General features: G+C 61.4%; 14 protein-coding genes. 1 reads left to right on the top strand and 13 read right to left on the bottom strand.

Annotation, left to right across the window (positions count from 1 at the left end):
- The 4 genes from Q0J60_RS02010 to rpmF all read right to left on the bottom strand — a co-directional run.
- A partial coding sequence (locus Q0J60_RS02010) for an AAA family ATPase (protein ID WP_294438536.1) occupies positions 1-491 on the bottom strand: 491 nt, incomplete at its 3' end.
- 2 nt (positions 492-493) lie between these two features.
- Positions 494-1348, bottom strand: coding sequence for a ribonuclease III (rnc, locus tag Q0J60_RS02015; RefSeq protein WP_294438538.1), 855 nt, complete (start codon positions 1346-1348; stop codon positions 494-496).
- Positions 1348-2343: a phosphate acyltransferase PlsX gene (gene plsX / locus Q0J60_RS02020; RefSeq protein ID WP_294438540.1), complete on the bottom strand. Its 996-nt coding sequence runs from the start codon at positions 2341-2343 to the stop codon at positions 1348-1350. The genes rnc and plsX overlap by 1 nt, the downstream gene beginning before the upstream one ends.
- Positions 2344-2552: 209 nt before the next feature.
- Positions 2553-2732, bottom strand: coding sequence for a 50S ribosomal protein L32 (gene rpmF, locus Q0J60_RS02025; RefSeq protein WP_294438543.1), 180 nt, complete (start codon positions 2730-2732; stop codon positions 2553-2555).
- Between the two features lie 235 nt (positions 2733-2967).
- On the opposite strand from rpmF, the gene Q0J60_RS02030 reads away from it, so the two are divergent.
- Positions 2968-3960, top strand: a complete 993-nt coding sequence (locus Q0J60_RS02030; protein ID WP_294438544.1) for an MBL fold metallo-hydrolase — start codon at positions 2968-2970, stop codon at positions 3958-3960.
- Between the two features lie 89 nt (positions 3961-4049).
- Here Q0J60_RS02030 and Q0J60_RS02035 read toward each other — a convergent pair whose 3' ends face one another.
- From Q0J60_RS02035 to Q0J60_RS02075, 9 genes are all read right to left on the bottom strand, one after another.
- Positions 4050-4601 carry a DUF177 domain-containing protein gene (locus Q0J60_RS02035; RefSeq protein WP_294438547.1) on the bottom strand — a complete coding sequence of 184 codons (552 nt, stop codon included), beginning with the start codon at positions 4599-4601 and terminating at the stop codon, positions 4050-4052.
- Positions 4601-5068 carry an ATPase gene (locus tag Q0J60_RS02040; protein ID WP_294438549.1) on the bottom strand — a complete coding sequence of 156 codons (468 nt, stop codon included), beginning with the start codon at positions 5066-5068 and terminating at the stop codon, positions 4601-4603. The genes Q0J60_RS02035 and Q0J60_RS02040 overlap by 1 nt, the downstream gene beginning before the upstream one ends.
- A gap of 102 nt (positions 5069-5170) precedes the next feature.
- A complete protein-coding gene (gene coaD / locus Q0J60_RS02045) occupies positions 5171-5665 on the bottom strand; it encodes a pantetheine-phosphate adenylyltransferase (protein WP_294438552.1) in 495 nt (164 codons plus the stop codon).
- 28 nt (positions 5666-5693) lie between these two features.
- Positions 5694-6275, bottom strand: coding sequence for a 16S rRNA (guanine(966)-N(2))-methyltransferase RsmD (rsmD, locus tag Q0J60_RS02050; protein WP_294438555.1), 582 nt, complete (start codon positions 6273-6275; stop codon positions 5694-5696).
- A gap of 11 nt (positions 6276-6286) precedes the next feature.
- A complete protein-coding gene (locus Q0J60_RS02055) occupies positions 6287-8455 on the bottom strand; it encodes an ATP-dependent DNA helicase RecG (protein WP_294438557.1) in 2169 nt (722 codons plus the stop codon).
- 18 nt (positions 8456-8473) lie between these two features.
- Complete coding sequence (locus Q0J60_RS02060) at positions 8474-10102, bottom strand: DAK2 domain-containing protein (protein WP_294438559.1); 1629 nt, start codon at positions 10100-10102, stop codon at positions 8474-8476.
- A gap of 29 nt (positions 10103-10131) precedes the next feature.
- On the bottom strand, positions 10132-10479 hold the full coding sequence (locus Q0J60_RS02065) for an Asp23/Gls24 family envelope stress response protein (protein ID WP_123208333.1): 348 nt from the start codon (positions 10477-10479) through the stop codon (positions 10132-10134).
- A 184-nt stretch (positions 10480-10663) separates the two neighbouring features.
- A complete protein-coding gene (gene rpmB, locus Q0J60_RS02070) occupies positions 10664-10852 on the bottom strand; it encodes a 50S ribosomal protein L28 (protein ID WP_294438561.1) in 189 nt (62 codons plus the stop codon).
- A gap of 213 nt (positions 10853-11065) precedes the next feature.
- Positions 11066-11674: Nif3-like dinuclear metal center hexameric protein (locus Q0J60_RS02075; protein WP_294438562.1), on the bottom strand; the 609-nt coding region annotated here is incomplete at its 5' end.

Here is an 11674-nt window from a genome sequence, read left to right on the forward strand (position 1 = left end):
GCTTCTTCGATGAGCGCGCGGCGGTCCTCGGGCTTGCTGGCCAGGATAGCGTCGAGGTTGCCCTGGCTGATGATGGAATGCGTGCCCGTGCCCAGGCCCGTGTCATGGAGGATGTCCATGAAGTCCATGCGGCGTGCGGGCGAGCCGTTGATCAGGTATTCGCTCTCGCCGTTGCGGTACATGCGTCGGGTAAGCGCGACCTCGTCGTAGTCGATGGGAAGCGTGCCGTCGGAATTGTCCAGCACAAGATCGACCTCGGCCACGCCGAGGCTTTTGCGCGCAGACGAACCGGCGAAGATGACGTCTTCCATCGCCTGGCCGCGCAGGTTCTTGGCGTTGCGTTCGCCCAGAACCCACAGCACGGCATCAGAAATATTCGATTTGCCGGAACCGTTGGGCCCCACCACCGACGTGATGCCGGGCTCGAGGGAAAGAACCGATCGGTCGGCAAACGATTTGAATCCTTTGAGGACAAGAGATTTGAGGTACATCGCTACCCCTGAACCTTGCGTGCGGCCTTTTCGGCGGCCTTCGCTTCGGCGCGTGCCTGTGCCTGCGCCTCCTTTTCGGCTTTGGCCTGGGCCTTCGCTTCAGCCTTGGCACGGTTCTTTTCCGCCTTGGCCTTAGCCTTGGCGTCTTTGTCGCTTCCGAAGTTGAACTTGTCGAGCGCGGCCTTGGCCGCCTGGCTCTCGGCCTCCTTCTTGGTGCGGCCCATGCCGCTTGCGAGCGCCTTCATGCCGGCGAACACCTGCGAGATGAAGGTGCGATCATGCGGCGGGCCCTGCGTTTCGACAAGCTTATACGTAGGCGTGATGCCCTCTTCCTGGAGCTTTTCCTGCAAGGCGCTTTTGGGGTTCTCGGGCTCTTTGGCCATATCAAGGTTCATTTTGGGGATGAGCGTGCGACGCACGAAGGTCTGTGCCGCCTCGATGCCGGAATCCAGATAGAGCGCAGCCACGATTGCCTCGTATACGTTCTCAAGAGCCGAATGCAGGCCACGACGACCCGTGCCGCGCTCCGAGGAGCCGAACACGATGATGTCGGCGAACCCGAGTTTCTCGGCCACGCTGGCAAGGCTCGAGCCAGACACCAGGGCCACTTTGATGCGCGTCAGACCGCCTTCGTCAAGCTCGGGGTATGCATGGAAGGCCTCGTTGGCCACCACGGCGCCAAGGATGCTGTCGCCCAGAAACTCAAGGCGCTCGTAGCTGAACTTGACGGGTTTGCCCTCCGTCGCAGAGGGATGCGTGATGGCGGACAGCAGAATAGAGGGGTTCTCGAAGCGATATTCGAGGATGTCCTGCGCTCGCGCAAGCTTCTTTTTCTGCTCTTCAGTGACGTCGGCCATTATTTGGTCACCGCCTCCGCGATGAGGTCGGTCACGCGGTTGCGCACAACGCTGGCCGTGGCATGGACGCCGTTCTTGATGGCGGCGGGATTGCTGGACCCGTGGCCCACCAGGCAGGCGCCTTTGACGCCCAGAAGCGGCGCGCCGCCGTAGGTGTCGGCGCTCACGCGGCTCTTGAGGTCGCTTAAGCCGCCCTTCATGGCGAGTGCGCCGAGCTTGCTTGCGAACGAACCCATCATGACGTCTTTCAGGGCGCCGAACAGCGTCTTGGACGTGCCCTCGATGGTCTTGAGTACCACGTTGCCGGTGAAGCCGTCGGTGACGATGACGTCGAAATTGGCGGGAAGAATGTCGTTGCCCTCGGCGTTGCCGGCGAAGTTAGGGAGCTTCTCCTTCATGAGGGCGAAGGTCTGCTGCGCGAACTGCGAGCCCTTGGTGTCTTCGGAGCCAATGTTCAGCAGGCCCACCTTGGGGTTGTTGATGCCCACGATCTTCTCGGCGTAAATAGACGCCATCTGGGCGAATTGGACGAGGTATTCGGGCTTGCAATCAGCGTTGGCGCCGATGTCGGACATGACCACGGGGGCCGCGGGCGACGGGATGACGCTGCACAACGCCGGACGCGACACGCCCTTGATGCGCCCGATGACGAGCGTGGCTGCCGCAAGGCATGCTCCGGTGGAGCCGGCCGAGAAAAAGCCCTGGGCGGCACCCTCTTTGACCAGGCGGCAGCCCACAACGATGGACGAATCCTTCTTCTTGCGAACGGCTTCGGCGGGATGCTCGTCCATGGCGATGACCTCGGAGGCTGCTTGTGCGGTGCAGCGGGTGTGAGACGCCGCGAACGGCTCGACGATGTCGGTGGGGCCTACCAGCACCACCTCGAGGTTCTGGTCCTCTTCAAGCGCCAGGGCGACGCCTTCGAGCACGACGGACGGCGCGTTGTCTCCGCCCATGGCATCGACGGCCACGACAACATGTTCGGAATTAGACATTTTGTTCCTTTCCATCTGAAGGACCGTACGCATTGACGCATATGCGGCCGCAGTAATGGTTTCTGCCACGATACCGCAGACGAGAGGGCGCTTAAGGGTTTTCAAACCGTTGTAAACGAACCGTCACGCCGAATCGTAACTGCCTCCGTATACACGAATTGCCGACTCGAAAGCCGGCAATATTCGTTCAGTCCGTTGGTGCGACGACGCTATTCGGTCTCGAGGACCTCACGCTTGCCGTAGTAACCGCAATTGCCGCACACGCGGTGAGGGAGCTTAACCTCGCCGCACTGGGGGCAAATGGAACGAGCGGGAGCAGCAACGATGCTGTTCGCGCTACGGCGGGAATGAGTACGGGCACGACCGGTCTTACGCTTAGGCACTGCCATGGTTTTCCATCTCCTTTAATCCATTCGGCCCAGCTGGTGAGGCCGAAACGGTTGATTGCCAAAAATCAGACGAACGGGAATGATACCAAAGCGCACGACACCATGCAAGAACTTAATCCAGGTTCACATGGAATTTTAGTGCCCTCTGGGGTCATTTCCCCATTACCGCGTTCGATTACTTTACTGTATCTGGTGAACAAAAGTAACCGTGATAGCTACTCAACAAGGAATCGCCATGTCTGACACCATACAGCCCCAAGAGGTCATGAAGGGCGTGTACCTTATCAAGGTTCCCCTGCCCAACAATCCTCTGAAGGCGCTCAATTCATATCTGATCCTTGACGACATCAGGCCCCTTCTGGTCGATGTGGGGTTCTCGCTCCCCGAATGCGAGGAGGCGCTGAGAGACGGCCTCTCCGCCTTCGGCCTGACGTTCGATGACGTGGATCTGCTGTTCACGCACAGCCATCCCGACCACACCGGGTGCCTTGAGCGCATCTACAGCGAAGAGATGAGCATCTTCGCGCACATGCACTCCTTTGTGGAGGTCCATGCGCGTCTTGCCATGGAGCGCCGCACCTATCTGCCGATCGTTGACGCCATCTACGACGATGCGCGCAGCCGCCGTCAGCACCCCGACCGCAGCTCACTGTCCAGCGAGCTCATTCCCCTCAAGGAAGATTACCCGCTCATCTATGTCAAAGAGGACGACATCATCGAGCGCGGCGGCTACCGTTTTCGCGTGATCGAGACGCCGGGGCATGATTCCACCCATATCTGCCTGTATGACGAGAAAAAGCGCCTGTTCATCTCGGGCGATCACGTGCTCGAGCGCATCACGCCCAACATCTCGTCGTTCTTCCTGGAGACCGACGAGCTCCAGGACTTCCTCGACAGCCTCGATAAAGTGCGCAATCTTGACGTCGACCTTGTTCTTCCTGGCCACGGCGAGGTGTTCACTCAGCTGGCCCGCCGCGTTGACCAGCTCAAGGCCCACCATTATGAGCGCCTGTCCGAGATGGAGGAGCTGGTACGCGCGGGGCATCACGACCTGATTGCCATCACGTCCAACGCGCATTGGAAGTATCCCAATTGGCACTCATGGGCGGTCGAGCAGAAGTTCTTCTCGCTCGGCGAAACGCTCGCCCACCTCGTGCATGCCGTGCACATGGGCACGCTCCGCATGACCATCGAGGGCATCGCCGTCGAGTTTGATTTGGCCGAGTAGAAGGTAACCCAGCACGAAAAGAGCCTCCATCCGGAGGCTCTTCTTGCAAGTATGCGGCGGTTATCGCGCTTTAATGCGCGCAGATTCCGCTAATCGAACTTTAGGCCCTTGAGCGCGGCAAACGGATTGTTCGGGTTGATGCCGTCGTCCTCATCAGAAGACTCGGGGGCGCAGTCGCAAGGACCCTCGTTGAGGTTCGCACCGCACGTGGGGCAGATGCCCTTGCAGTCCTCGCGGCACAGCGGAATAAGAGGCAGCTCCACATAGATTGCAGCACGGATAAGTGGCTCGAGGTCGAGCTTATTGTCCTCGGGAAGCACGTCGAATTCGTCTTCCTCCATATCGTCAGGGGCTTCGCCCTCGCCTTCGATCAGGTAATAGCCCTCGATCTCGCCCTCGATGGGAAACGCCGCGTCTTCGAGGCAGCGAGCGCAGGCGGTAACGGTCTCGCCCTTTACGGTGCCGGAAACCAGCAACGCACCGCCCACGTTGGTGATGGCTGCGTTCCATACGAACGGCTTAGGCGCTCGATACTCGTCAGGGCCGAATTCGAAGGAGCTCAGCGCTAATTCGCCCGCATATGAAGAGCTCTCCGCAGGCGCGAAGAGCTCGGCAGGAATCTCGATGATCAACGGATCCATTATCGGCCGATGCCCTGGTTGTTAAGGCGGTCGCGGCAGCGACGCACGCTGGTGATCAGCGTGTCAAGGCTCTGCTCGACATGGCCGAACACCTCGTCGGCGTAATCCTCAGCGCCGGCACGAGTCTGACGCTCGAGCTCGCGCGCGTCGGCCATGATGGTGTCGGCCTGCTGCTGCGCGATGCGCACGATTTCCTGCTCGCTGGCGATGGTCATCGCCTGGCTGCGGGCGTCCTCGATCAGGCGGGAGCTTTCGGCCTCGGCGTCGTCCAGGAGGCTCTGGCGCTCGCGCACAATCTGGCGAGCCTGAGCGAACTCGCCCGGGAAGACGTCGTTGATTTCATCTATGATTTCGAAAGCAGCCGCGATATCGACTTGGCGGAGATTGCTCTTGCCGAACACCGGCTTGGATTCCTCAAGAAGAATGGTGAGTTCCTCGAGGAGTCCCTGAACTCCAGTTTCGTCCATTTCGTCCCTTTCGTGTTGCTGCCTAGCAGCGATCGTTCAGGGGCATTGTCTGCCCGTTATCCTCAAAAAGCGTTGCAACGTGCGATAATACGCGAACTATCCTTATAGTTTATCACTAAAACGCTGCTTCAATGCTTTTTCCACACCATCGGGCACCAGGTCGGATACGTTTCCGTCGAAAGACGCGATTTCACGCACAATCGAGCTGGAAAGATACATGTACTCCGGCGGAGACATGATGAACATGGTTTCGATGTTTTTGTTCAGGCGATAATTGGCTGCGGTCATCTGGAACTCGTATTCGAAGTCGGTGATGGCTCGCAGGCCCTTGACCACCACGTTGGCTCCGATCTTCTCGGCGAAGTGAACCAGAAGGTCGTTGAAGCACATGACCGTGACGTTGTCCAGATGGGCCGTGGCCTCGCGTGCGAACTTCACGCGCTCGTCCAGCGAGAAGAGCGGGCCCTTAGGTCCCTTCCCCACCGAGGCGGCCACGCCTACCACGACTTCATCGAAAATCTGGGAGGCGCGCGTGATCACGTCTAGATGCCCGTTAGTAATCGGGTCGAAGGTGCCGGGCACCAGCGCTTTCTTCATGTTCGTTCCCCTTTTCCCGCGCTTTGCGCTAGTCGGATTCGAAGCCAAGCAGGTCGATGGCGGTGCCGCCGAAGCGCTTGGTTGAAAGAATATGCATATCAAGGGCGTTTTTACCCAAATACGACATTATAGCGGTCGAAGCGTCATGTTCATAGCTGACCACGGCATTTGAGGAGAGACGGCCTTTTTCAACGAGCGTTTGAACAAAGCCCAGTACGTCGGCGGGGTCGTACGCGTAGGGAGGGTCCAGGAACACGATGTCGTACGGAACCGCACCGAACACGGGCGGGTTCTTCATCACGTCGGCCTTGAACACGCGTGCGCGGTCCTGCGGGATGCGCAGCGCGGCGATATTTGATTTGAGCGCATCGAGAGCCAGGCGGTCGCGTTCGAAGAACTGAGCGCTTGCGGCGCCGCGCGAAAGGCATTCAATGCCCAACGCGCCACTGCCGGCAAAGGCGTCCAGGACGTGCGCGCCCTCCAGGGGGCCGTACGCGCTTATGAGAGAGCTCATGAGCGTCTCTTTCACGCGGTCGGTCGTAGGGCGGGTGCCGTCGCCTTTGGGGGCCTTAAGCGGGCGCCCGCGGTACAGCCCGGAAATGACTCTCATCGGGATTCCTCCTATCGCGCCCTGCGCAAGGCGGGCTCTTCGGACGCGAACATCGCGTCGGATTCGTGGTACAGCGCGCGTACCGCATCGGTTTGGCCTTGGGGGTCGCGCTCTACGATGGCGCGCGCGTCCTGATGGGCGGCTTCGATAACGGCAGCATCGCGCACGACATTGATGAGCTTGAGCGCCGAGGCGCCATGCTGCCTGTTTCCCAGAATATCGCCTTCGCGACGCAGCGAGAGGTCGTATTCAGCGAGCTCGAAGCCGTCATCGGTCTTTTCCATGGCCGAAAGGCGCGCCAGCGCTTCGTCGTTCGAGGTCGCCGCGATGAGGTACACCTCGCCAGGAAGCTTGCCGCGTCCTACGCGCCCGCGCAGCTGGTGAAGCTGGGAGAGGCCGAAGCGGTCGGCGTCCTCGACGATCATGACGGTGGCGCGCGGCACGTCGACGCCTACCTCGATGACCGTGGTGCTTACCAGCACGTCGATCTTGCCCTCGCGGAATTCCTCCATCACACGGCGCTTCTCGTCGGCCTTCATGCGGCCGTGCAGGAGGCCCACCTTGTAGGCGGAAAACGTCTTCGCCTGGAGGAAGGCAGCTTCGGCTTCGGCGGCTTTGGCGTTATCGCCCACCATGTCGGCATCGGATTCGATATAGGGCTCGAATGCGTCTTCTTCCTGCGCCTCGTTACGCTTCTTTTTATCGCTCGCGGGCTTCTTCTCGCCCACCAGCGGACACACGACGTATGCCTGCTCGCCGCGTTTGCAGGCTTCGAGCGCGGCGTCGTAGGCGCGGCCCCTTTCGCGAAAGCCCAGCACGCGCGTGGTGCGCGGCGGGCGGTCGAAGGGAATCTGGCGCACATAGGACAGCGTCATAGAGCCGTAGAGCGCCAGGGCAAGCGAACGCGGAATGGGCGTTGCGGTCATCAGCAGAACGTCGGCGCCCCTCCCCTTCTCGGCGAGCTTGGCGCGCTGGTCAACGCCGAAGCGCTGTTCCTCGTCAACGATCACGAGCGAGCAGTCCTTGCAGGCAACGGAGTCCTCGAGCAGCGCGTGCGTGCCGAATGCGATGGAGATGGCGCCCGAGGCAAGCCCCTCGATGGCGGCCTCGCGCTGCGCCTGCGGCGTGGACCCCGTGATAAGCGTCCACGAGATTCCTGCGGCATCGAGGAGCGGCCCCAACGAGGAGGCATATTGGTTCGCCAGAACTTCCGTGGGGCCCATCATGAGGGCCTGCGTGCCGGTATCGGCCGCGGCGGCAAGGGCATGGGCGGCCACGATGGTCTTGCCGGTGCCCACGTCACCGAGAAGCATGTGCTCCATGCGTTCGGGTGCCGCCATGCGCCCCAGAATGTCTTGTATAGCCTGAGTTTGATCTTCAGTCAGGGAGAACGGCAGAGCGGCGATCAATGCCTTCATGCATTCGCCGTCGACGATGTGCTCGCGCGCCGGCGACCCCTGCGATTCCCTGATTGATTCGCGCATGAGGTGCAATTCCAGCAAGAGCACCTCCTCGTAGCCGAGTCTGCGCCGCGCCTGGGCGGCTTCCTGCATCGACGAGGGGAAATGGACGGCATGAATCGCGGCGTTGCGCGAGATCAGGCGGTATTTCGTGCGCAGGTCCAAAGGCAACGGATCATAGGCTGGCGTGGCAAGGTCAAGCGCGTTGGCGACCAAGCGGCGCATCTGGCTTGCCGGCACTTTTTCGGTAGCGCCGTGCACGGGAATGACGCGGCCATGGGCCGTTTCGTCGGCGTCGAGCTTATCGAGGAACGGCACGGTCATGCGTTTGAAACCGTAATTGAACTCCACTTCGCCCGCTACGCTCACCCGCGTTCCAGGCGTAAGAGCTTTAGCGAGCCACGGCTGTCGGAAGAACGTCGCGATGAGCGTGCCCGTCCCGTCGACGAGCGTCACCTCGGTCAAATCCAGTTTCGGTTTGGGGCGCTTCACGATCGCCTCGTGGACGGTGGCCACGATCGTAGCGTTCTCGCCGATACGCGCATCGGCGATGGTGGTGAGGCGCGACATGTCAAGATAGCGCCTCGGATAGTGCGTCAGAAGGTCGCGCACGGTTCGGATGCCCAGAGACGACAAAGCCGCCGCCCTCGCCGAGCTTACCCCCGCAACGGCGGTTACGGGGGCGTCGGAAGCAAGGGTGGCGGCCAAGCGGTCGGTCATGATGAGCGCCGAGAATCCTTATTCAAGCGAGAAGACGACTGGATACAGGGCCTGCTCGCCGCGATGCGCGTCGATCTCGAGGTCCTCGTAGGCTTCTTCGATGCGGGAGGACAGCGCCTCGAGCTCTTCGTCGGAGAACTGCTCGCCGGCGAGCAGCGTGCAGGTGTCGGCGTCGTCGGCGTCCATGACGCGCAGAAGCTCCAGCACGACGTCGGACACGTCGGAGCCTACGGCCTCGATGGAGCCGTCAGCGATGCCGATGACGTCGCCGTCCTTGATGGGGTTGCCGTGCGCGTCCTTGGCGTCCTTGATGGCATGGGTGACCTCGCCGGTCTTCACATCGGCGTAGGCGTCGGTCATCGCTTCGACGTTCTCCTCAAGGGAGGCGTCGGCATCGAAGCCGAACAGGGCGCTGAAGCTTTGGGGCACACTGGTGGTGGGCACCACGGCGCAAGGCTTCTCGGAAACATCAACGCAGGCCTGGGCGGCCATGATGATGTTCTTGTTGTTGGGCAGGATGATCACGCTGTCGGCGTTGACCTTGTTCACGGCCTCCAGGATGTCAGCCGTGGAGGGGTTCATGGTCTGGCCGCCGGATACGACGACGTCCACGCCCAGCGATTCGAGAATCTTGGCATTGCCTGCTCCAGGAGCCACGGCAACGACGCCGAGGGGCTTGTGGGCGGCCTTCTCTTCGGCCTCAAGCTTTTCGGTGCGCTCCTGGCTCTGCAGCTGCATGTTATGGATGTGCACCTCGGAAATCTGGCAGTCGTGCGTGAGGAACCAGCCCAGAACCTGGTCGGGGCGGTTGGAGTGCACGTGCACCTTGAAGTTGGGGTGCATGCCCACCATGAGGTCGCAGTCGCCCATCGTGGGCAGGAAGCCCTTGGCCTCATCCACGTCCACCGTGGAGGAATGCACCAAAAACTCGGTGCAGTAGCGGTACTGGGAGCCTTCCCAATCGTTGATCTGCTCGATTTCGACCTTGGGGGCGGGGCGAGCGAACGCCATGGCGTCGCCCGTGAAGCCGTCCTTGCCGGTGAGCGAGGCGGTGAAGGCATCAATCAGGATGGCCAGGCCGAAGCCGCCGGCGTCCACGACGCCGTTCTCCTTGAGCACGGGAAGGAACTCGGGGGTGCGCTGGACGGAAGCGTAGGCCTCGGCCACCACGGCATCCAGGGCGTCCTCCAGGGAGAGCTTCTTCTTGCGCGCCTTCTTGGCGGCTGCCGCGGCATCCTTGACGACGGTGAGGATGGTGCCCTCCACCGGCTTGCGCACCGCCTGAAACGCGACCTCGACCGCGCGGGCGAAGCAGGAATCCAGGGCCTCGGTGGACAGGCTGTCGTGACCCTCGTAGCCCTCGCACAGGCCGCGCAGGATCTGGGAGGTGATGACGCCGGAATTGCCGCGCGCGCCCATGAGAGCGCCCGTGGTGATGGCCTTGCGGATCTCGGCGTCGCCGGCCCCGATGGGCAGGCGGGCCAGGTTGTCGACGACCATCTGCATGGTCAGCGACATGTTGGTGCCGGTGTCGCCGTCGGGCACGGGGAACACATTGAGGCGGTTTACTTCGTCCTTGCGCTCGGACAGAGCGTTCGTAGCCGCAGCGATCGCGTTAAGGACGTCGTTAGTCGTATAAGCTGTCATTTCGGTCGAATTCTCCTCGATGCTCGGCGCTACTTGCGCACCTTGATTCCCTGCACGTGTACCTCGACGCCGTCGATCGGAACCTCAGCGTACTCGGTGAGCACGTAGGTCACGTTATCGATGAGGTTCTGGGACACGGTGTTGATGTTGGTGCCGTATTCGACGACGACATACAGATCCACGTGGACACCGGTCTCGGTGGTGGTGACCACGATGCCGCGGCGCAGGCGGTTGGCGGGGAGGATCTTGGCGATGCCGTCCTGCAGGGTCGGAGCCGCCATGCCCACGATGCCGTAGCATCCAAGGGCGGCGTTGCCTGCCAGGTCGGCGAGCACATCGTTGGATACGTGGAGATTGCCAGGAATCTGCTCGGACATGGGTACCCTTTCTCTTAATGCGTTGACCGCGCCGAAGAGGGCGCGCAACGTCGAATGCCGCTGTAAGACATCCGTAAAGTATATCCCAAATGTCACCCGTGGTGTATTCGGGCGGCGCATGCATTGGTCTCAGCACACAAAAAAGCCCGCCTAAGCGGGCTTTAGCAATGCGATGCAGCGTAATTTACGCGCGGGTGACCTTGCCGGCCTTCATGCAGCGCGTGCACACATTCTTCTTGACCGCACGGCCGTTCTCCAGAACGGTGATCTTCTGGATGTTGGGACGGAAGGTGCGGTTGGTGACTCGATGGGAATGGCTGATGCTGCGACCCGCGACAGGGTGCTTACCGCAAATTTCGCAAACCTTAGACATAATTTCTCACTCCGTTACTTCAGATGGTTATCTGGTTATAAGCAAAAAGCCTGGCTACTATATCACGCGAATACCCGGGGTGCAACGATTTTTTCGCTCCTTTTCACGCCAATTTCGTCGTTATTCACCGCATATCCACGAAGATGCGCGTGCTGGGGCTCACCAGCGTGGAGAAGCGCTTTTCCGATGGCTGTCGAGGTGTGCGCGTGCGCGTTACGCCCGAACCGCCTCGGGGTGCCACCAGTTGCCGTTCTGCGCGATATGGAACACACGCTCGCGCGGAACGCCTGCGCGAATCGCAGCGGCGCCCAGCACGTTCGCAAACGGAAGCTCAGATACGTCGTGGCCAAGCTCGATGATGCAGAGGCCTGCTTCGGATGCGGCCAGGGCGTCGTGGTACTTCACCTCTCCGCACACCAGGGCGTCGATTCCTCGTGCAAGGCATTCTTCCAGCGCGCCCGAAGCGCTGCCGGTCCATGTGACCACCGTGGAAAGGAGGCGGTCCATGTCACCCCAAATGCGCGGCGCTCGGCCGAACACGGCCGTGCAGCGTGCGCCGAGGCGCTCGAGCGTGACGGCGCCTTCGCCTTCAGGGAGCGTGCACACCTGCCCGTAGCCGCGGTCGGAGTCATGCGGCAGAGGCTCGAGCACGCCCGATACCGCCAGGCGAAGCATGCCGGGAAGCATCTCGCGCGCCTGTGCGCTCACATCGAGGGCGGTGTGGAAGTTCACGAGCGCCACGCCGCGCTTGACCGCTTCGTACACGGTGGCGCCGGCCATGCCAACCCCCTGCCCCATGGGCCCGATACGGTCGGGAGGGTC

Source organism: uncultured Slackia sp., assembly GCF_944321625.1.
In the GTDB taxonomy this organism is placed as follows: Bacteria; Actinomycetota; Coriobacteriia; order Coriobacteriales; family Eggerthellaceae; genus Slackia.